Annotated in this window: 17 protein-coding genes and 1 pseudogene; 7 read left to right on the top strand and 11 right to left on the bottom strand. The window is 33.8% G+C overall.

Going from position 1 to position 21,768, the window contains the following annotated elements:
- Positions 1 to 82: 82 nt before the first annotated feature.
- The 3 genes from ACM6UH_RS01955 to ACM6UH_RS01945 form a co-directional block, all read right to left on the bottom strand.
- Positions 83 to 1,468: a PLP-dependent aminotransferase family protein gene (locus tag ACM6UH_RS01955; RefSeq protein WP_047504778.1), complete on the bottom strand. Its 1,386-nt coding sequence runs from the start codon at positions 1,466 to 1,468 to the stop codon at positions 83 to 85.
- 160 nt (positions 1,469 to 1,628) lie between these two features.
- Positions 1,629 to 3,113 (bottom strand): cardiolipin synthase, encoded by a 1,485-nt coding sequence (gene cls, locus ACM6UH_RS01950; RefSeq protein ID WP_061050456.1) that lies wholly within the window; start codon positions 3,111 to 3,113, stop codon positions 1,629 to 1,631.
- Between the two features lie 220 nt (positions 3,114 to 3,333).
- Complete coding sequence (locus tag ACM6UH_RS01945) at positions 3,334 to 4,518, bottom strand: CynX/NimT family MFS transporter (RefSeq protein ID WP_041079903.1); 1,185 nt, start codon at positions 4,516 to 4,518, stop codon at positions 3,334 to 3,336.
- Positions 4,519 to 4,611: 93 nt separating this feature from the next.
- Between ACM6UH_RS01945 and ACM6UH_RS01940 the strand changes: the two genes are divergently transcribed.
- On the top strand, positions 4,612 to 5,157 hold the full coding sequence (locus ACM6UH_RS01940; RefSeq protein WP_002482135.1) for a helix-turn-helix domain-containing protein: 546 nt from the start codon (positions 4,612 to 4,614) through the stop codon (positions 5,155 to 5,157).
- A 111-nt stretch (positions 5,158 to 5,268) separates the two neighbouring features.
- Positions 5,269 to 6,129, top strand: coding sequence for an ABC transporter substrate-binding protein (locus ACM6UH_RS01935; RefSeq protein ID WP_037537515.1), 861 nt, complete (start codon positions 5,269 to 5,271; stop codon positions 6,127 to 6,129).
- Positions 6,130 to 6,313: 184 nt separating this feature from the next.
- On the opposite strand, the gene ACM6UH_RS01930 is transcribed toward ACM6UH_RS01935, so the two are convergent.
- From ACM6UH_RS01930 to ACM6UH_RS01920, 3 genes are all read right to left on the bottom strand, one after another.
- Positions 6,314 to 7,129 (bottom strand): pyruvate, water dikinase regulatory protein, encoded by an 816-nt coding sequence (locus ACM6UH_RS01930; protein ID WP_011302177.1) that lies wholly within the window; start codon positions 7,127 to 7,129, stop codon positions 6,314 to 6,316.
- A complete protein-coding gene (gene ppdK / locus ACM6UH_RS01925) occupies positions 7,122 to 9,755 on the bottom strand; it encodes a pyruvate, phosphate dikinase (protein ID WP_047504791.1) in 2,634 nt (877 codons plus the stop codon). Before ppdK ends, ACM6UH_RS01930 begins: the two co-directional genes overlap by 8 nt.
- A 1,038-nt stretch (positions 9,756 to 10,793) precedes the next feature.
- On the bottom strand, positions 10,794 to 11,873 hold the full coding sequence (locus ACM6UH_RS01920) for a CdaR family transcriptional regulator (protein WP_433911990.1): 1,080 nt from the start codon (positions 11,871 to 11,873) through the stop codon (positions 10,794 to 10,796).
- Positions 11,874 to 12,004: 131 nt separating this feature from the next.
- Between ACM6UH_RS01920 and ACM6UH_RS01915 the strand changes: the two genes are divergently transcribed.
- From ACM6UH_RS01915 to larC, 5 genes and pseudogenes are all read left to right on the top strand, one after another.
- Positions 12,005 to 13,162 (top strand): glycerate kinase, encoded by a 1,158-nt coding sequence (locus ACM6UH_RS01915; RefSeq protein WP_011302174.1) that lies wholly within the window; start codon positions 12,005 to 12,007, stop codon positions 13,160 to 13,162.
- 63 nt (positions 13,163 to 13,225) lie between these two features.
- Positions 13,226 to 14,488, top strand: a pseudogene (gene larA, locus ACM6UH_RS01910) (nickel-dependent lactate racemase).
- A 15-nt stretch (positions 14,489 to 14,503) separates the two neighbouring features.
- The gene (gene larE / locus ACM6UH_RS01905; protein ID WP_064205597.1) at positions 14,504 to 15,328 is read left to right on the top strand and encodes an ATP-dependent sacrificial sulfur transferase LarE; all 825 of its coding nucleotides are present in this window, start codon (positions 14,504 to 14,506) and stop codon (positions 15,326 to 15,328) included.
- Positions 15,329 to 15,349: 21 nt separating this feature from the next.
- Entirely contained in the window at positions 15,350 to 16,108 is a 759-nt protein-coding gene (larB, locus tag ACM6UH_RS01900; RefSeq protein WP_064205596.1) for a nickel pincer cofactor biosynthesis protein LarB, read from the top strand.
- Between the two features lie 17 nt (positions 16,109 to 16,125).
- A complete protein-coding gene (gene larC, locus ACM6UH_RS01895) occupies positions 16,126 to 17,301 on the top strand; it encodes a nickel pincer cofactor biosynthesis protein LarC (protein ID WP_069804932.1) in 1,176 nt (391 codons plus the stop codon).
- A 119-nt stretch (positions 17,302 to 17,420) separates the two neighbouring features.
- Here the strand turns inward: larC and ACM6UH_RS01890 are convergent, their stop codons facing one another.
- The 5 genes from ACM6UH_RS01890 to ACM6UH_RS01870 all read right to left on the bottom strand — a co-directional run bounded on the left by ACM6UH_RS01890 (position 17,421) and on the right by ACM6UH_RS01870 (position 21,762).
- The gene (locus tag ACM6UH_RS01890; RefSeq protein WP_232160376.1) at positions 17,421 to 17,588 is read right to left on the bottom strand and encodes a hypothetical protein; all 168 of its coding nucleotides are present in this window, start codon (positions 17,586 to 17,588) and stop codon (positions 17,421 to 17,423) included.
- Positions 17,589 to 17,874: 286 nt separating this feature from the next.
- A complete protein-coding gene (locus ACM6UH_RS01885) occupies positions 17,875 to 19,518 on the bottom strand; it encodes an alpha-keto acid decarboxylase family protein (protein ID WP_069804934.1) in 1,644 nt (547 codons plus the stop codon).
- 159 nt (positions 19,519 to 19,677) lie between these two features.
- Entirely contained in the window at positions 19,678 to 20,139 is a 462-nt protein-coding gene (locus ACM6UH_RS01880) for a MarR family winged helix-turn-helix transcriptional regulator (protein ID WP_011302167.1), read from the bottom strand.
- Positions 20,140 to 20,406: 267 nt separating this feature from the next.
- Positions 20,407 to 21,153 carry a glycerophosphodiester phosphodiesterase family protein gene (locus tag ACM6UH_RS01875; RefSeq protein ID WP_011302166.1) on the bottom strand — a complete coding sequence of 249 codons (747 nt, stop codon included), beginning with the start codon at positions 21,151 to 21,153 and terminating at the stop codon, positions 20,407 to 20,409.
- 258 nt (positions 21,154 to 21,411) lie between these two features.
- On the bottom strand, positions 21,412 to 21,762 hold the full coding sequence (locus ACM6UH_RS01870) for a DUF4064 domain-containing protein (RefSeq protein ID WP_011302165.1): 351 nt from the start codon (positions 21,760 to 21,762) through the stop codon (positions 21,412 to 21,414).
- Between the last annotated feature and the right edge of the window lie 6 nt (positions 21,763 to 21,768).

The following is a 21,768-nucleotide window of genomic DNA, read 5'->3' as shown; positions in this document are numbered from 1 at the left end:
ACATTTTCATTGATTGTCTAGAAATTTAAAATATTATTGGTCTTCTGTAAAGTACCAGTTATCGGTTTTTAATGGTACCAGTTTATTCAATAAGTACACTTTTTAAACGTTGAACTGCCTCTGGTATGTGATTTTGTTCTATTTTTGAAAATCCAATAATCAATATTTTCGGGCCATTATTTTTTTGAAGCGCTTTCACTTTAAATCTATTAATAGTATAAAGTTCCAATTTTTGTTCTTTCGCACGTGTTTCAATTTCTTCATATGAATACGGAGAATTCACTTCAATAATAAAATGCAATCCTGCTTGTGTATCTTTGATTTGGATATGTTCGCCGAAAGCCATACTCAAATGTGCTATAAGGTTCTCTCTTTTTTTACCGTATAACTGATGCATTTTCTTTATATACTTTTCATAATGCCCTTCTTTTATCATCAAATTTAACGTTAAAGCGTTTAGCATGGAATAATCTGGAATTGTGTTTTGATTTTGTAGTTCAAATTGTCTAACTAATTTTGTTGGTAAAATCATATAACTCATTCTTATACTAGGCATCAGTGTTTTTGAAAATGTCCCTAAGTAAATAACACTCTCATTTTTGTCAAAACTAAATAAAGACGGGATATTATCTGTTTCATATTTAAATTCACTATCATAATCATCTTCAATAATATAGCTATGTGTTTTACTAGCCCAATTTAATAAATCTATACGTCTTGAAACGGGCATAATTGTCCCAATTGGAAATTGATGCGATGGCGTCACAATCACTGCATTAGGTTGAATATCTTTAATGCCCTCTAACGAAATCCCTTTACGATCCAATGCGATTGGCTCCATATGTATACGCGTTTGTTCTAGCAATGTTCTGAAACGAGAATAGCCAGGATCTTCAACTGCAATGGTTATATTTTTAGTCATGAGCTCAATTAATTTGGTTAATAATGCATTGGTGCCTGATCCTATGACAATTTGCTCAGGATGGCAATGGATACCGCGTTGATAGGAAATTAGTTTCGCAATCGATTGTCTAAGTTCCATAGGACCCTTTACTTCAGGAATAGATGATAGATAGTGATCATAATTTTGAAAAACTTGTTTCATCATTTTAGTCCATGTATCTACTGGAAATTCTGATATATCAGTGCTCATGTGTGAGAATGAATATTCAAATTCTGTTGCTGTATGCTCATGATATGTTTCTAATGACGGTTGCTTATCGTTTTCGATAATCAGTTTATCTATGGGTTCGATATAATAGCCCTTACGTTCTTGAGTGTAAATATAACCTTCTGCTAGCAACTGTTCATACGCTGCTTTCACACTATTTATGCTAATATCTTTATGTTTGGACATCACTCGCTTAGACGGTAATTTTTCATGGCTATTATATTTAAATGCTAAGATATCTTCTTTTAATTGTGTATATAGTTGTCTATAAATGTATAAGTTACTATCACGTTGCATAGCACACCTCAATTGTTTTGTTTATCAAATCATTATTTATATTATTAAAATGTTTTTCAATTATCCTAATAATTATATCATATAAAAAAATCAGTAGTTATACGATGATAACTACTGATTCCAACAAAATTTATATTAAATTAAATGCTCATTTTGACTTTTATAATATTGGTGAGGCTAATTTGGCGATGGATTGTTTAAATTTAATCCAGTTTGAACGTTGATTATAACGTTCTTCTGTTAATTCTTTTGATACTTTTAAATCTTCTAGAAATGCTGCTTTAAGTTGTTTCGTAATTTGTTCGTCATACATAAAGGCATTTACTTCAAAATTCAATTCGAAACTACGGATATTCATATTAGATGAACCGACACTTGCCACTTCATCATCGATAATCATCATCTTAGAATGAATAAATCCATTTTCATAAGTATATACCTTCACACCATCTCTAATTAATTGCGCAACGCTTGTAATGGTCGCCCAGTATACAAAGATATGGTCTGGCTTATTAGGGATAATTAAACGAACATCAACCCCTGATTTAGCGGCGATTCGCAACGCATTAATATAACCTTTATCTGGTATAAAATATGGACTATGCATGTATATGGAGGATTTGGCATTCATAATCATTTTCATATATCCAAATTCAATTTGATGCCAATTATCACTTGGTGCACTCAGTGCGAGTTGCATTGACACATTACCACCTTGGTACGCATTATCTGGAAAATACTTCATATTATATTCTAACTGCTCACGCTTAGCCTGGGAGTTCCAATCATGTATAAAACTTAATTGTAAGGCATCAACGCCGTCACCTCTCACTCTCAGGTGTGTATCTCTCCAATAACCGAACTTATCATTTAGACCCAGATATTCATCGCCAACGTTAAAGCCACCAACATAACCTGTCATCCCATCAATGACGACAATTTTACGATGGTTTCGATTATTCACTCTAAAGTTGATTAATGGTATTTTAGCTTGGAAAAATGCCTCCACTTGTCCGCCATTTTCTCGGAATTTTTTAAATTTCGACTTATGTACAGATTTAGACCCTACTGCATCATAAAGTAACTTCACTTCAAGTCCCTCTTCTGCTTTTTGTTCTAAGATATTAATGATTTCAGTACCTAAACCATCTAAATTCAATACATAATATTCCATATGAATATACGTTTTCGCATTGCGCAGATCTTCTTTCATTTGACTGAATAAATCATGACCATCTGTATAAATATCAATATTATTATCATTACTTAAAAAAGAAGGTTCTTTTGTTAAAAGTGTTGTTGCAATATCACGGTGTTTTCTCACAATAGGATTATCAGAATCACTGATTTTATTTGTCGAATCTTGTAGTTGGGCTTGAACTCGTTTCATCCCATCTTCTATCTGATTGTGCGCAAAGCCACGTTCACGTTTCTTACGAATACCTCTTCCGAAAAATATATAAATGAAAAATCCTAAAACAGGCATAACAAAAAGTAAAAATAACCATGCCCATGTTGCAGTAGCATCTCTTCTATCCCTGTCTAAAAAGACTATAACAAAGGCTAATATCACATTGATAACAAAGAAGAATGCTAACACACCCCGATATACGGGACTTACACCTGGATCAAATATTAATTGCATAACTTCACCTCATCATTCTTTCCCTAATAGCTAAAAATATTTTTAACTATAATGTTTTAGTTCTAAAATCTTATATTACTTATACATATATTAATTTTAATACAATTGTCTCCAATGTAATCTGATTTATTTCACATTGATTCATACCCATTATATGCCATTATAGGTATATTTACCATTTTAGCTTTAATCTAAATTCTATAAAATCAAGTTAAACACTTCACTTTTGAAGTGATTGTTCGATTGTTCGATTACGTCCTGCTTGTGAACCAAACAAAGTAATGATAACTGCTGTAAATAGTAATATACTTAAAGATGCAATCCAAGTACCCGTCATATCATGTAGAACACCAAATAATAACGGACCCATAGCGGCAAATAAATAACCAATAGACTGTGCCATACCAGATAATTTTGCTGCCGTTTGACTATGTTCTGTACGTAAACTAAAGAACGTATTAACAAGTCCAAAAGCGATTCCCCCAGCAACACCTATCAATATTGTAGAGATAATGGCCAGTTGAGGTACGCATAACATAATGATTACACCCGCAATAAACAACAATCCTGTCACGAAAGTTAATGTAAATTGCGATTTCATCTTAGTTGCAAATATTGGTGTGATAAAAGTAAATGGAATAATTGAAATCTGTAACACAGATAAATATACGCCCGCTTCACTAATAGACATACCACTCTGCGACAAGTATGCTGGCATCCAGTTGATGAGAGAATAAAATATAAGCGATTGTCCGCCCATTAGTATCGTGATTTGCCAAGAAATTGGAGATTTCCACACATTCACACTTTTACGAGGTAACGCTGTAGCCATTTCTTGTTTACCTTTTAATTGAAATGACCAAATAATTATCGTCACTAATGTTACGATACCGATTAAGCTTATTGCTACATTATAATGAAACGACTTTAGCAATGGCGCAGTACCGTATGATGATAAACCACCAAATACATTCATTACAACAGTATAATATCCCGTCATGATACCGATATGTAATGGGAACTTCGCCTTAATGACTGCGGGTGCTAGAACATTACCAAATCCAATACCTATACCAATCAGAACTGTCCCAATATATAACCAGGAAATTTCTGTCATTGATCTTACAATAATACCTATAAAAATTAAACATAAGGCTAGAAAAATCGTTTTTTCTAAACCAAATTGATTACTTGTTCGTGCTGCAAATAATGAAATGACTGCAAAAGCTAATAATGGTACTACCGTAATAACACTAACAGCACTATTCGACATTGCTAAATCCGTTTTAATATCAGGCAATGCGACCCCAATAGAAGTAATAGGTGCTCTTAAATTCGCACCGACAAGTAATATTCCTATAAATAACAACCAATTGAATGGTTTTATTTTTCTATAATTTTCCATAATCTATCATTTACCACCTTATCAGGTCTATTTTGAAAACAACACATTATATGGTACGATATGTACGTTATAATGTAAACAGGAGAGATATATTTGTATAATATTCAAAGCATCGTAGCAAAAAATATTGCCGATTATCGAAAAAAGCATCAACTAAGTTTAGATAAAGTAGCGAATGCAACAGGCGTCAGCAAAAATATGTTAAGTCAAATTGAAAAGGGACAATCTAATCCAACGATTACCACATTATGGAAAATAGCAAATGGCCTTCATATTTCATTGTCGCAATTAACTTCTACATCCAATGATACAATCGATTTTATTGACGAAAGTGATATCATCCCTCTCATTGATAAGGAAGTTTCAATATATCCATACTTTCCTTATGATGAGAACAAGAAATTCGAAATGTTTAAAATGGAAATCCAACCTGGTGGCAAAATGCATTCCGACCCTCACCACCCTGGTTCCGAAGAGTATATTATTGTTAATGACGGTGTATTAGAAATCGAAGTCGATGGTAAACAATATACAATCAATCATCATCAAGCTTTTCGATTTAATAGTGATTTGCCTCATAGTTACTTTAATCCAGGAACATCAATCGTAGCACTAACTTCTACAATGTATTATCAATAACCAACGTAACACCCTCTGAATCATTTATGACAACCCTATACATCATTGTTATGTTTCACATTTTAATTGTGTGGAATATAAACAGTAAAAGCAATTTAGGGAGGTAATATGATGACTTTTGAATTTAAACATGATTTAGGTACAAGTGAATTACCAGAAGATATAACTTCAGCAGTAGCATTAGAATTTTCATTCGTTGATGCATTAGTTGCTTTAGATATAGATGTTAAAGGTATTGCCGATGACGGTGATAGTACAAATTTAACATCACCACTTAGAGAAGCAGTAGGCGATTATGTCTCAGTTGGTACACGTTTAGACCCAGATTTTGAATCTATTAGATCATCAGCACCACAACTCATTATTGGTGATTCTGATCGCCACAAAGAGATTTATGAAGAGTTAAGTGAAATTGCGCCTACCATTCTTTTCAAAAGCTTCGATGCTGGTTATCAAGAAACATTAGAAGTATTCCAACGTATTGGTACTGCCGTTTCTAAATCTAAAGATGCTAAAGAGCGTCTAGATAGACATCAAGCTTTAGTTAATGATTTTAACAATCAAATTTCTATAGATAAAAATAAAGAAACATTAGCTGCAGTCGTATCAGAACAAGGTGTGACGGCGCATTCAAATAGCACGTATGTAGGTGAATTTTTAACTAAATTAGGCTTTGCAACAGCACTTAATGATAAAGTTGCAGACACATTACCTGCTTATAGAGAATCAGATTATTTAGAAATGTCTTATGAACAACTTGCAAATGTTAACCCTGAAAGATTAATCGTGATGGTAGAAGACGATAACGATAAAGATTTAAATAAATTACAAAATAGTAATCAATGGGATGACTTAGAAGCAGTTAAAAGTCAGCGTGTACATTTTGTAAGCAGAGATGACTGGGCTAAATTACGCGGTCTTATCGCTTCAGAAGATATTGTTGAAACTCTAGCTAACCTTAATGAAGCATAAGCAATGAGGTCATAACAATGTAAGCTAACAAAAAAACGACCATTTCTATTAAAATAGAAGTGGTCGTTTTTCTGCTTTTCTTTAATATGATTAAAATTTCAAGGCCGCTAATCCAATATTTTTCCTGTACTCAGTGACTCGTATATTTATCTTAATATCTCTTATTCTCTCTTTTTGAATCATCTTATAAGCATTTTTCAATATAAAAGGCAGATTCTTCAATGGATTTATACTCTGTATTAATAACCGTTGCATTTAATTTTTCAAAAACTTCTTCTGCATGAATTAGCTCTTCTCTGATTCTATCCATACTATTATAGTTTGACGGACCCGATAACCCTAAAATTTTAACGCGCTCATTACGAATATTTAAAATATAGTCAGGACTCGCAGTTAAACCAAATACTTTCAAATGCTTATGTTTAAACACCTCATCTGGAATATCAACCTCTAGTACCAATGGAATATTCGCAATCTTATAGCCCTTATTTGCTAAGTACATGCTTAATGGCGTTTTAGATGTTCTTGAAACACCTACAATCAATGCATCCGCTTCTCCAATATCTGTAAAATGTTTACCATCATCATATTTCACAGCATACTCCATTGCTTCGATTCTCTTGAAGTAATTTTCATCTAGTTTACGTAATGCCCCACTTTCTAGTATGGGGTTACATTGTGTTTGTTGTTGAATAATGCCTATCAAATCAGACATATAATCGATATACGGAATTTGCAATTTTTTCGCAAGGTGTTGACCTGCAATATTGAAATCTGGATTCACTAATGTCGTAACAACAACGGCATTCAACTCTTTAGCTCTGTTTAAAATATGCATCAGTTCTTCTTCATTTTTAATGAATGGATATTTTTTTATCTCTATTTGTGAAATGTCAGGAAATTGCGTTAACGTCGCATGAATCATTCGTTGCGCTGTCTCTCCTATAGAATCCGATATGACAAATAATCTCAGCTGTGGTGCTTGTTGGTCATCAAACATGTAATCGGCCACCTTCTACTTCACTTTGCGCAGTTGAAAGCAATGCACCCGGCACTCTAAATGGCGAACAAGAAACATAATCTATGTCTAATTGATTAAAATATTGAATGGATTTATGATCTCCACCTAGTTCACCACACACACCAATTGTTATGTCTGGATTCGCTGATTTTGCTTGTTGTGAAGCAATTTTTATCAGTTCACCTATACCTTCTACATCTAACGTCTGGAACGGGTCGTGCTCTAAAATGCCTAATTCAGAATAAGTACCAATAAACTTACCAGCATCGTCTCTTGAAAAACCGAATGTTAGCTGTGTTAAATCATTTGTTCCAAAACTAAAGAAATCACATTCTTTTGCTAACTCACTAGCAATCAAGCAAGCACGTGGTGTCTCGATCATTGTTCCAATCATATAATGAATATGTTCTTTTGCTTCTTGTTGTAATGTTTCAATTCGTGAAATAATTTGCGCTTTCAGCGTTGTAAATTCAGCAACGGTGGAAACTAAAGGAATCATAATTTCTGGTTGGCATGATACACCTTGCGCTTTCAGCTCCAATGCACTTTCTATAATCGCTTCTGCTTGCATGATATAAAGTTCAGGATACGTAATGGCTAACCTACATCCTCTATGTCCAAGCATTGGATTCACTTCATTTAAACTTTCAATATACTGGTCTAATTCCTTAATCGTTACATTCAATTGCTCTGCAACTGTTGCTTTTTCGTTATTTGAATTGGGTAAAAATTCGTGTAACGGTGGGTCTAACAAACGAATAATCGTTGGTCGTTCACCAGAAAGTTTTAGTATTTCTTCAAAATCATTCTTTTGGTACTGCTTAATTGTGTTTAAAGCAGCAATACGTTTATCCTGTGTATCAGACAAAATAAATCTGCGCATTTCTATGAGTCGCTCTGGCGCGAAAAACATGTGCTCTGTTCGAACAAGCCCAATCCCTTTAGCACCAAACTGATAACCTGCTTGAATATCTTGTGCTGTTTCTGCATTCATGCGTACATCTAATCTTGCATTTTCTTCTGACCATTGCATAAATTTCTCAAAAGCATGACTACGCTCTGCTTGGATTGTCTCAACTTCACCAAAATAAATATCCCCTTTGGCGCCATCTACTGAAATGATATCACCTTCATATAGTGAACCACCTTTATAATGTACAACCTTATCTGTAATATTAATTTCTAAGTCTGAACAACCTGTGACACAACACTTGCCCATACCTCGCGCTACGACTGCAGCGTGTGATGTCATACCACCATGCGTTGTAACAATTGCCTCACTTGCAACCATCCCTTCAATATCTTCTGGTGATGTCTCAGGACGCATTAAAATCACTTTATTCCCTTGTTCTGCTTGTTGTTTAGCCGTTTCTGCAGAAAAAACAATTGCGCCACTAGCTGCACCAGGACTGGCAGGTAAGCCGACCTTAGTTATAACTGACGTCTGTTTTAATGATTGTTCATCAAAATTTGGATGTAATAATTGATCAATAGATTTCACTTCAACATTCATGACCGCTTTTTCTTTGCTTATCACATCTTCCTCAACTAAATCAACAGCGATATGAATCGCAGCATTGGCAGTACGTTTACCACTTCGTGTCTGTAATATATATAAGTTTTCATTTTCTATTGTAAATTCAATATCTTGCATATCTTTATAATGCGTTTCAAGTTGTGTTGAAACTTTTACAAATTGCTCATGCACATGTGGCATTTGTTCTTTCAATGTTTCAATATCTTTAGGTGTACGAATACCTGCTACAACATCTTCACCTTGAGCATTCAGTAGATACTCTCCAAATAACTTTGCTTCTCCCGTTATAGGATTACGCGTAAATGCTACACCTGTACCACTTTTTTCACCACTATTACCAAATACCATTTCCTGTATATTGACTGCAGTACCAATATCATGTGGTATTTCATTTAACTGACGATATACACGCGCGCGATCATTATCCCAAGATTTAAATACTGCTTCAATTGCCTCTGTTAATTGGTCAATCGGTTCTTGTGGGAATGGTTTATATGCTTCATCTAAGTAAACTGCTTTAAAATGTTCACAAATTTCTTTTAACCCTTCGGCTGGAATTTCTGCATCGCTTTCATAATGATGTTGTGTCTTGTATTGATCAAAATATGTATCAAAAGATGACATTGGAATACCATAAACAACCTGACCAAACATTTGCAACAATCTTCTATAGCAATCATATGCAAAGCGTGAATCATTTGTTTTATTTGCTAATTTTTTTACATTTTCATCGTTCAAACCTAGATTTAATATCGTATCCATCATACCTGGCATAGAAATTTTTGCACCACTTCTTACAGAAACTAGGAGTAAAGCACCATCATCAGAAAATGATTTCTGTATACGTTTAGATAACGCATCCAATTCTACATCTAACTGTTTCAGTAATAAATCAGGTAGTTTTGAATGGTTATTTAAATATTCTATACATGCTTCCGTTGTAATGGTGAATCCGTCTGGCACTGGTAAACCTAAGCGTTTCATTTCAGCTAGATTTGCACCTTTTCCTCCTAATAAATCTTTCATACTTTTTTGGCCTTCATCAAATGCATAAATATATTTTGTCATACTTAATCACCTCTATAAGTTATTATGTTATACTGATTGTTATAGAGTATGTCACATTAAAAAGAAAAAGACAACCATTATATTTAACATCAATAAAATATATTTAATTTTTGTCTATTATTTAAACAAATACTCATTGATAAACTGTACGTTAAATGACTAAAAAAAGCCTCAGTAACAATGAAAGCATTGTTGCTGAGGCCATATTGTTTCACCAGTTTATTGTCCTTTTAAGTGAAAATATCTCCTGACATACTTAAATAATGATATGGGTTGGGTGGTAGTAATCAAAATAGACGCATTTATAAAGGCTACCCTATAAATGATAGCTCACGTTACAATGTTTTCTATTTCAAATCATATGTTCTTTAAACTGGTCCTTAAAAATGAGGAATTAAAAGTAGGTGAAATAGATAAAATTTAGAGTCTATGCATTGGGTTTTATAAATGTATGCATTTCACTTAAAAGTGACTGAATACCATAGTATAAAGCGTATTCAAGTAGGTACTGTAATATATAATCATTTGAAAGTGGTGAAAGAGGAATACTTGTTATTAAATTACAACAAGTTTAAGGGTTCACTTCACGTTAATTTTGACGTGATTAGACTGTTTGTTTTGTAGTGTAATTATTTTTTACGCTAAAACTTAGTTACAAAATAAGTCATGTCTCATCATATCATACCCATCATATTCACTCCCCATCTTTTTAAATACATCAAAGCAAGATTGATGTGAGTCATTACTAAATAACTCAAAAAATGGCGCCATTTCTATAACAAGTAAATTCAGATTGGAAACAAAACGTTTTGTATCTATAAAGATTTTTATTCTAAATTTAATAGAATTATTTAGTAATAACTTAATTTTATTATATTGTTGCTCGTGTAATTTGTAAAGCGCTTTTTTGTATTTACTAAAATAACATTTTTTCTCGCCTTATCATATTTGTAAAATGAAAACCTCAAAAAATACTGTAATCTTTTTAATTGATTATAGCTATTTTATAAAATATTTTGTACTTAATGTCTATACTATTTAACACCACAAAGCAATTTGTAATTTGATTGCATCAGAATATTTTTTGGGGTTCAAACCTGTTTGTAGTTTACATTTTTCTAAACGATATAGCAGTGTGTTGCGATGAATATAAAGATACTTAGCCGTTTGTGCAATATTCAAGTCATTTTCAAATAAACTTTTTAATGTTTCAATACTTTGATTGTCTAACTCACCTAGTATTCTTTTTTTATATCTCTCCCTTATTTCTTCATTTATCTGATAAAGTAATGTTTTTTCTTCCACATCTTCAAATGAAGCGAAAGATACATTTTCTTCGTTTAACATAAACACAAGTTCACATTCTTCGTAAGCATTTTTAAAATCATTTAAACTTGTAAACACTAAACTAGAAGCAATACGTACATCTAAATTTAAGGATGTAAATACTTGATGAATGCGATATATTTTTTGATTCAGTTCATCTTGTAGCTCATCTGTTGCTAAAATAACAATATGATTATAATTAGTAAAAGCGACTGCGAAAGTCGCCTTATCCATTATTTTAGCTAATCTTTGTACAATACTACTTCGTGAAAAAATTTGTTTCTCCAAATTAATAATGATGCATTTTCTATAAGTTAGAAACGCTACATTTAATTGTTTTGTTAAATATTGGATAAAGGATTGTGAGGGTTCACTTTTCAATAATTCCTCGATTAGTAATTCCTGACTACGTAACTGTCCTTCTAATTCATATGTAAAATAATTTTGATAAAGTAACAACTCTGTGGACATTTTCACCAAATCAGCCACATGCACTAATGCTGATGGATCACCTGTAATACCAATCACACCTACTACGTTATCTTGAAATATAATTGGTAAATTAATACCCGGCTGTGTACCTTGTAAATAACTCGTTTCTTCTTCAGACAAAATCATTATATCTCCACTCGCTAATACTTTGCGCGCACCTTCATGAACTTGACCAATTCTACGCTTATCAAACGAAGCAATGATTTCTCCATTAAAATTCATTATATTAATATTACTATTCGTTCTTTTTACTGTTTCCTCAACGATTAATGCAGCTAATTCATCTGTTAATACATTCATCATTTTATCCCCTATCATTTTCATACAAATTAATAACATCATTTTTGTATATTTTAACCCTATTTTCAATAAAATTAAATCGATATAATAGAATAATACAACGATGAAATCGTTTACAAGGAGGATGGCGTATGACAATTGTTTTAGCACCGGATTCATTTAAAGGTAGTATGTCAGCTACTGAGGTTGCTCGCTATATGAGTAAGGGTATTTCTGATATATTCCCTGAAGCCGATATACATACCTTACCCGTTGGGGATGGAGGTGAAGGCACCATGGAAGCTTTGGTAAATGCCACGAACGGTACATTCACCACACTCAATGTGACAGGACCACTTGGCGATACTGTCTCTGCACAATATGGTGTACTCCATGACAAGGAAACCTGTGTCATAGAAATGGCTGAAGCGTCTGGATTAAAGCATGTGCCAGACAATGCACTTAATGTGATGCAAGCCACTACATATGGTACTGGAGAATTAATTCTTGATGCATTGGATAGCGGTTATACGCAATTCATCCTTGCAATCGGCGGGTCTGCAACGAATGATGCAGGTGCTGGTATGTTACAGGCACTTGGTGCCAAACTTTTAGATCAGCATCATCATGAAGTTGATCTTGGTGGTGGTAATCTACATAAGATACAGCATATTGACTTAAGTCATTTTGATGCACGTATCAACCAATGCAACTTTACGATTGCCACTGACGTACAGAATCCATTAATTGGTACAAACGGTGCTTCCTACGTTTTTGGTAAACAAAAAGGTGCAACAGAATCAGATTTAAAACAATTAGAACACAACCTGACACATTGGGCCGATTTAGTAGCCCATAAGAAAAGCATTCGTCTGCATGACTTACCTGGCGCTGGTGCTGCTGGCGGTTTAGGTGGTGCTTTCAAAGCTTTTTTCCCTAGTCATTTTGAAGATGGCATTCAAGTCGTCATAGACTATATCAAACTGGATCAATATTTAGAAAATGCTGATCTAGTTATTACAGGTGAAGGTAAGATCGATTTCCAAACATTATACGGTAAGACACCCATGGGTATTGCCAAATATGCAAACAGATACAATGTCCCCGTTGTTTTTATAGGCGGATCGATTGATGTCGATATCGATCAATTTAAAGATATGGGGGTAATTGGTGCTTTTAGTTTAACCGATGGACCGATGTCGCTGGAGGAAACAATAAACCAATCAGAAAAATTAGTTAAAAAAACAACCCAAAACATTGTTAGTCTCTTTTTTCATGAGTCAGCAATTTTATCTAAATTTTCTGAATAATGTTAAACTACACTTACTAGTCATGTGTTATATCATAATTTGAAGTATAAGGAGGAGATCATTTTGAAAACAAGCATATTATATGGTAAATCCAATGTCGAAATCGATTTACCTGATCACAGTGTATTGATTGAACCTACTGATATCGATGCACTCGATGACGATACAAATGCAATTCGTAATGCTTTAGCAGATCCTATAGGCACTAAACCATTAAATGAAATGGTAAGTGCAAACCAAACCGTCGCCATTGTCATTAGCGATATTACTAGACCAACGCCTAATCATATCCTTGTGCCATTGATCCTAGAAACTTTATCACACGTACCGCCTGAGAATTTCGTCATCATAAATGGTACAGGCACGCATCGTGATCAAACACAAGAAGAATTGATACAAATGTTAGGTAAAGATGTCGTCGATCAAATTAAAATTGTTCATAATCATTGTAACGACAAGGATACTTTAAGTAAGGTAGGCCATAGTAAATATGGATGTGATGTCTATTTAAATAAAGACTATGTTGAAGCCGATTTTAAAATCGTCACTGGATTTATCGAACCGCATTTCTTTGCTGGATTCTCTGGTGGCCCAAAAGGCATAATGCCTGGTATTGCAGGTATTGAAACAATCATGACTTTTCACAACGCTAAAATGATTGGCGATATACGCTCTACATGGGGCAATATGACGGATAATCCCGTCCAGGATATGACTAGAGAAATCAACGCTATGTGTAAACCTGACTTTATGCTCAATGTCACTTTAAATAAAGAAAAAGAAATTACCGCAGTCTTTGCTGGAGAATTATATGAAGCACACGATAAAGGATGCGCCTATGCTAAGGCTCATGCCATGTTTAAATGTGATAATCGTTTTGACGTAGTGATTGCTTCAAATTCTGGTTATCCGCTAGACCAGAACTTATATCAAACCGTTAAAGGCATGAGTGCTGCGCACAAAGTAGTTAAAGAAGGTGGCAGTATCATCATGTTATCAGAATGTAGCGATGGTTATCCCAATCACGGTAACTACGCTAAAATACTGAAAATGGCAGACTCCCCGCAAGGCCTTGTGGACATGATTAGCGATCCGAATTTTGCAATGCTCGATCAATGGCAAGTTCAAAAACAAGCAGTCATTCAAACATTTGCTGATGTATATTTATACTCTAAACTGACTGATAAATAAACAACAGATGCTATGCTTCATCCTGTACATGAGATTAATAACACATTAAAAGAACTGGAAACAAAATATGGAACTGACATGACCATAGGCGTCATGCCGTTAGGACCACTGACAATTCCATATGTTGAATCATAATTGAGGAGGAATACTATGTTAACTGAAATGATTACAAAAGAACAAAAATTAGAAACGATTCTTAAAGATATGAACAGTGTTATTGTTGCTTTTTCTGGTGGTGTAGATAGTAGTCTTGTGCTAAAAAAAGCAATCGATGTTTTAGGACATGATCATGTCAAAGCCGTTATTGTTAAATCTGAATTAACTAGAAATGAAGAATTTGATCAAGCCATTGCTTTAGCTCATCAACTCAATGCCCAAGTAATTGAAACTGAGATAGAAGCTTTAAAAGATCCACATATCGTTGAAAATACCCCTGATAGTTGGTATTACAGCAAACGTCTATTATATTCTAAGCTCGAAGCATTACGCGCACAGCTCAACTTTAACTATGTAGTTGATGGGATGATTATGGATGACATCAATGACTTTAGACCAGGATTAAAAGCAAGAACAGAATTTAATGTTAGAAGCATTCTCCAAGAGGCTGAATTGTTTAAATCTGATGTGAGAGCTATGAGCAACTCCAACCATCTACCTGTTTGGAACAAACCTGCATTATGCAGTTTCGCTTCTCGTATTCCTTACGGCGAACCATTAAGCATTTCAAAAATAAATAAAATCAATGAAGCTGAAAAATTTATTTTAGCTTTGGGCTTAAACCATGTTAGGGTCCGCTACCATCAAAATATTGCTAGAATTGAAGTCAACGACGCTGATATACCTAGTGTAATCCATAACAAAGACCAGATAACCGTCTACCTTAAAGAACTTGGATTCGACTACGTTACGATTGATCTTGAGGGCTACCGTACAGGCAGTATGAATGAAGTGATTGATACGCATCATACACATTAACAAAGTAAAGGTGGCAGTCAAATGGTAGAAAAATACGACGCAATAGAACAATTACTGAAAGCTGTACATGCAAATGAATTATCTGTCGACGATGCAAAAGACCAATTAAATCACTACGACGAGCTAGGCTTTGCAAAAATCGATCTTCATAGAACACAACGCCAAGGCTTTCCTGAAGTCATTTTTGGTGAAGGAAAGACAAAAGAACAATTGCATGATATCGTGCATACACTTATTAAACATGACTCTATTGTTCTGATTACGAGAATTGACCAAGAAAAAGCTGACCATATTACTGCCAAATATGATCAGCTTGAATACCATGAAACGGCACGCATTGTCTCAACACCAATCAAACATATAGCTAAGACAAATCATTATGCCTCCATCATTTGTGCAGGTACTTCAGATTTACCAGTTGCCGAAGAAGCTGCTATCACCGCTGAAGTCATGGGGATTCAAGTTCAACGTTTTTATGATGTAGGTGTTTCAGGTATTCATCGATTATTTGCACATATTGAATCTATTCGACAAAGTAAAGTTTCAGTAGTTATTGCTGGAATGGAAGGCGCCCTTTCAAGCGTTGTTGCTGGATTAGTTGATCATCCGGTTTACGCTGTACCCACGAGTATCGGTTATGGAGCCAATCTACAAGGTGTAACAACTTTATTATCTATGGTTAATTCATGTGCACCAGGTACAAGTGTGCTTAATATTGATAATGGTTTTGGTGGTGGTTACAATGCTGCTATGATTATTAATATGATTGAGAGTCATTAAAATTGGAGTGGTAAATTATGACAAATGGTCTTTATTTAGATTGTCATGCGGGTATCGCGGGTGACATGTTATTATCCTCTTTGGTAGATTTAGGTGCAGATGTAGATTATGTGCATCAACACTTATTATCACTACCTTTAGATCAATTTAGTTTAAACTTTGCTAAAAAAAATAAACAAGGCATACAAGCGATGGGTCTAGCAATTGACTTTGAAGAAGCACATCATCATAGAAAAGCGTCAGACATTTTCAAAATGATTAACGAGAGCACTTTACCCAACAGAGTCAAAGAACGTAGCATGCTGATATTTGATGTTATTGCACAAGCTGAAGCAAAAATTCATGGCATGAAAATAGAAGATGTCCATTTTCATGAAGTTGGTGCGATGGATTCCATTATAGATATTATAGGTAGTTGTCTTGCATTAGAAGATTTGGGTATTGATGAAATAAAATCGTCACCCGTACCTACTGGAAATGGCAAGATTAAAATTGCACATGGTATATATCCCATTCCAGCGCCAGCAACCGCTGAAATACTTAAGGATATCCCACTTGCAACATTTGATGTTCAAAGTGAACTGACAACACCCACTGGTGCGGCATTTATTAAGGCTTTAGCAACACATATCGGTCCTTTGCCTGCTGTATCAATGTCAAATATTGGTTACGGTTGTGGTACAAAAGACTTTGAGTTTCCAAATGTTATACGTGCTATACAATATACAGCGACAGAAACGACCCCAAATCAAGTACAAGTATTAGAATGTCAAATTGATGATATGACGCCAGAAACACTTGGTTACTTTATAGAGCAAGTGATAAATGAAGGCGCATTAGACGCATTTTACACACCTATTACGATGAAGAAAAGTCGGCCTGCGACTCAATTAACAGTAATAAGTAGCGTCACACAAGCAAAGGAATTCGAAGATTTTATTCTTAAACACACTACATCTCTCGGTGTGCGCAGTTACGCTGTTAATCGCAAAATTTTGCATCGTCAATTCCAAACCATCCATACAACATATGGCGCCATTTTGGTCAAACTAGCAATGAAAGATAATAAAATTATAAAAGCAAAACCTGAATTTGAAGATGTTAAAAATGCAGCACTTCACTCTGGACAGTCTTTCACTAATGTATATAATGACATTCAAAATGAAGTCAGAAAGCACATTCAAATAGATTAAAATGAAAAAGTGAGAATCTTCATCTAATAAACTAACTAGATGAAGGTTCTCACTCTTTTTTATAGCAGTAATGACTGCTCATCATTTGAAGAAAATCATCTTTACACGCTTCATGCGTTCTATTTTTGCGATGGTCCTACTTTGATGTTTGCACTATCCAATGCTTGTTCTAATACTTCAATAACTTGGATACTATGTTCTAACTTTTGGGCGGCTAAATCATTATTTTTCTGTTTAATGATTTGGGCAATTTTAAAAAAATCTTTCTCTACCTTGAGGATCTCCAAATCTTTCTTGACCTCTACCAAAACCGAATTCAAATCCTTCACGTTTTCTCTTTGTATTATGAAAATGTCTTCTAAACATATAAATCACCTTTCTTTATTTCGATATATCGAAATATGTCAACGATATATCGTTATTCTTTAAAATTTATTTATATCTAACGTAAAATAAAGAACGACACAAACCCAAATTTTACCTTCGGATTTGTGTCGCTCTTATCTTTATTAATTATACTGCTAATTATCTAATATATTTTAATGACTGTAATCTTGCATCATTGCAACGATATTAACCATTTTGTTTTGCGAAAGCTTGGCCAATTGCATTTAATTTATGTGGCGCGTCATGAACACCCATCTTAACTTCAATGAAGTGCATTGTGTCTGGTTGCGCTTCTATTTGAAGTAGTACTTTTTGAAATGCTTCACTCGTATTCACATCATGTACTTGAACTTCATCTTTTCCACCAAATACGGTAGGTAATAATTTATAATCCCACATCTTAATATCGTTATACATAGCATTTTCACCATGGATTTTACGTTCTACTGTGTAACCATCATTATTAATCACAAAAATAATAGGTTTAATCTTCTCTCTAATCATTGTTGATATTTCCTGAACCGTAAGCTGTAGTGAGCCATCTCCAATCAACAATAAGTTTCTACGACTTGTATCTACCATTTGTGTGCCTAAAGTAGCTGGTAATGTGTAACCAATAGAACCCCAAAGTGGTTGTCCAATAAATTTATTGTTATGTTTCAATGCTAAATCATACGCACCAAAGAATGATGTACCTTGTTCAGCTAATATAACATCTTCTTCTCTAATAAAATCTTGCATCATTTTGAAATACGTTTCTTGTGTTAACGGCTCATCAGTCAAATCGTAATCATGTGCTTTCGGTTGTTTAAATTTTGGGAATTCCGCATTATTCACATAGTTAATGGTATTCAAGCCGTCCAATAAATCTACCAATGATACTTCTGTATCTTTCGTTTCATTCATTTTAAAATGATGATGATTAATCATAACTACATCGTCAATATCAAATTGATATGAATAGCCAGCTGTAGCAGAGTCAGTTAATTTTGCACCTATATTTAAGATAGCATCACTTTGATCTACGTAATTTCTAATATCTTCTTCGGCTAACGATGCATCATAAATCCCCATGTAGTAAGGAGATGTTTCATTAAATGCGCCTTTACCTAATGAAAGTTGTACAACCGGAATTTGAGATTGCTTTACAAACTGTTCAAGCTTCTCATGTAATTTAAAACTATTAATTTCATGTCCGGTAATAATAACTGGTTTGTCTGCACTTTGTAATTTATCTTTAACCATTGTCATGTACTTCGTTACATCAGTCTGTGGTCGTTGTTCAATTTCAAATGGCGTTGCTACATCAATTTCACTATTTGCCACATCAATGGGTAAATGAATATGCACAGGTCTTTTTTCATAAAGTGCTGCATTGATTACTCTTGGAATTTCACTTTGTGCATTTTCTGGTGTAATATACGCTTGCGCTGTAGTAATGGATGCATACATATTTCTATAGTCATCAAAATTCCCTTCTCCTAGAGAGTGATGTACATATTTCCCAGCGTTTTCAACTGCTCTTGTAGGTGCACCAGTTATTTGAATCACAGGCACACGCTCAGCGTATGAACCAGCTATACCATTAACGGCACTTAATTCTCCAACACCAAATGTCGTAACCATTGCGGCTATACCTTTCATGCGAGCATAACCATCTGCTGCATAACTCGCATTCAACTCATTCGTATTACCAATCCATTCCATGTCATCTCGGCTAATAATGTCATCTAAAAATGTTAAATTAAAGTCTCCTGGAACACCAAACACTTTATCTACACCAACATCACTGATACAGTCCATTAAATATTGTCCAACTCTTTTTTTCATTCTCATTTCCCCTTTCAAACCATCTCAATTACACTACAAATTTAACTCATTTATTATAAAAGGTCAACAATGTTGACTTATATATTGATAGCGACTTATTGTTTAAAAAAAGAAAACGATACAGCTCGTTACGCTATATCGTTAGTTAGACACTCATATTTATTTGTTAAAATCATCTTTTAGATATTTCACTTCCTGAAAACCAGTACGGTATGAAGCCAATTCTTCCATAATTGCATACCAATCATTACCTACTTTTTTCTGTATATCTTGAAACATATCATTTTGTTTTTTATTTAACTCTCTAACTAATTTCGTACCTTTATCAGTAGAATATAACGCTTTGACACGCTTATCCGTAGCTGTTTGCTTTTCAATGATGTAAGCTTCATCTTTTAATTTTTTTAATGTGGCATGACTACCTTGTTTAGATATTTCTAAACTTTTCAATAAATCTTTAATTGTAATACCAGGTACTTTCTCAATAAAAAATAAAAAACGATGATGTTGTCTATTCAACCCATATTTTTCGATTATTTCATCTGCAGTGTTAATAAATGTTTTATAGGCAAAATAAAACAACAAATTCTCATAATCATTGTTATTACTATTACTTTCCATTACACACAATCCTCTGTTTCTTATTTTAATACAATTTTACTAGCTGAAATCCATTTGAGCATTATCCATACATATATTACTCACTATTTTCTTTATTATAACAGTTCTCATACCACGGATTATCTAATTTTCATATATTAACTGTTGAGACGTCTAATTAATAATAAATGATTACTTTTTTGTTTACTTATTTTCTAAAATGCTTACACACATAAAAGTGACTTCTTATTGCTAAATCGTCATCAGTACCCATTCATTTTTCAATCGTTATGGTCTCTCTAAATGAATCATATCGTCAGCATGATCCGTAAAAATACCATCTACGCCCCAATTAGCTAATTGATTCGCACGTAGTGATTTGTTAACTGTCCACACATTTAATGTATAACCTGCATTTTTTATCATTTTCACACGCGCTTGAGAAAGTTTGGCATCTTCAATATTTACAATATTTGATCCACAAAAATCTAATAAAGTTCTCCAATCTCCTTGGAACGCTGCAGATTTAAAAATTAATGCTCTTGGATATTCTGGCAATAATGCTTCGGCTAATTTAACTAAATAGACATTAAAACTTGAAATCAATACTTCTATATTCGAATCTAGTTCTTTTAATTGTTCAGCGACTTGTGTAACCATGCTTTCAGATAAGGCCGTACCATTCGAACCACTTACGCCCTTTAATTCAATATTTAGATTTATTTGCGTTTCATTCGCCATCTTGATGACATCTTTAAAAGTCGGCAATCTTTCAGCTTCAAATGCTTTGCCAAACCAACTGCCAGTCGAAGCATTCTTTATGTCCATATAATCTAATTGAGTTACTTCACCTGTCATATCCGTTGTTCGATCAAGAAAATCATCGTGTATGATAACTAGCTGTTCATCTTTCGTAATTGCAACATCTAATTCAATCCATTTTAAACCAGGTATGTCAGCAGCCTTTTTATATGAAGCCAGTGTATTTTCTGGCGCTTTACTCGGTAAACCTCTGTGACCATAGATTGTAAACATCGAACCATCCTCTTCCGTTATCGTTTTCCATAATTATGATATGAACATAGCCATATTTCAAATAATCTATGTAAGATTCATGAAACTATTATTTATAATATGCCTTATTTAAAAATTAAAAACACCCTCAAATATGTACTAAATTCCTAAAATTAGGTTTTCATACCAATTTTCAGGTGCACATCATTGAGCGTGTTTTACTTTTATCATTACTAAAAACTATTTAAAGTATTGTCACTATTTTCGTTAAATACTAACTTATTTTCTAATTAAAGCTAAGATACCAGCAACTAAAATTAAAATTCCTGACAATATGCCAAAAAAGCTAATAAACACGATATTTAAAATGCCACCAACTAATAGCAACACTCCTATAAGTACTCTTTTTTTATTTATTATACAACTAAGCACTAGAGTTATAATACATGTTAAAATAACTGCTATGCCTAATCCTGTAATACTACCACTTTCAGTAGCTCCAAATTCTGCACCAATACCATCAAGCATAATAGCAAATAATCCACCTAAAATACCAAATATACTTCCTAAAATTCCTAAAATCATTTCTGCTACCCTGTTTGTTTGTCTAACCGTTTGATTTTGATTCATATTTAT

Source organism: Staphylococcus sp. LKG4-2 (genome assembly GCF_050955665.1).
Lineage (GTDB): Bacteria > Bacillota > Bacilli > Staphylococcales > Staphylococcaceae > Staphylococcus > Staphylococcus saprophyticus.
This window is presented reverse-complemented; position numbering and strand designations above follow the sequence as displayed.

Excerpts from the sequence above, each read along its gene's own strand:
- ACM6UH_RS01880 (WP_011302167.1), bottom strand. The coding sequence starts at position 20,139 with ATGGAAAGTAATAGTAATAACAATGATTATGAGAATTTGTTGTTTTAT.
- larB (WP_064205596.1), top strand. The coding sequence starts at position 15,350 with ATGGTAGAAAAATACGACGCAATAGAACAATTACTGAAAGCTGTACAT.
- ppdK (WP_047504791.1), bottom strand. The coding sequence starts at position 9,755 with ATGACAAAATATATTTATGCATTTGATGAAGGCCAAAAAAGTATGAAA.
- ACM6UH_RS01955 (WP_047504778.1), bottom strand. The coding sequence starts at position 1,468 with ATGCAACGTGATAGTAACTTATACATTTATAGACAACTATATACACAA.
- ACM6UH_RS01935 (WP_037537515.1), top strand. The coding sequence starts at position 5,269 with ATGACTTTTGAATTTAAACATGATTTAGGTACAAGTGAATTACCAGAA.
- ACM6UH_RS01870 (WP_011302165.1), bottom strand. The coding sequence starts at position 21,762 with ATGAATCAAAATCAAACGGTTAGACAAACAAACAGGGTAGCAGAAATG.
- ACM6UH_RS01920 (WP_433911990.1), bottom strand. The coding sequence starts at position 11,873 with ATGAATGTATTAACAGATGAATTAGCTGCATTAATCGTTGAGGAAACA.
- ACM6UH_RS01885 (WP_069804934.1), bottom strand. The coding sequence starts at position 19,518 with ATGAAAAAAAGAGTTGGACAATATTTAATGGACTGTATCAGTGATGTT.
- ACM6UH_RS01930 (WP_011302177.1), bottom strand. The coding sequence starts at position 7,129 with ATGTTTGATGACCAACAAGCACCACAGCTGAGATTATTTGTCATATCG.
- cls (WP_061050456.1), bottom strand. The coding sequence starts at position 3,113 with ATGCAATTAATATTTGATCCAGGTGTAAGTCCCGTATATCGGGGTGTG.
- larC (WP_069804932.1), top strand. The coding sequence starts at position 16,126 with ATGACAAATGGTCTTTATTTAGATTGTCATGCGGGTATCGCGGGTGAC.
- ACM6UH_RS01915 (WP_011302174.1), top strand. The coding sequence starts at position 12,005 with ATGACAATTGTTTTAGCACCGGATTCATTTAAAGGTAGTATGTCAGCT.
- ACM6UH_RS01945 (WP_041079903.1), bottom strand. The coding sequence starts at position 4,518 with ATGGAAAATTATAGAAAAATAAAACCATTCAATTGGTTGTTATTTATA.
- larE (WP_064205597.1), top strand. The coding sequence starts at position 14,504 with ATGTTAACTGAAATGATTACAAAAGAACAAAAATTAGAAACGATTCTT.
- ACM6UH_RS01875 (WP_011302166.1), bottom strand. The coding sequence starts at position 21,153 with ATGTTTACAATCTATGGTCACAGAGGTTTACCGAGTAAAGCGCCAGAA.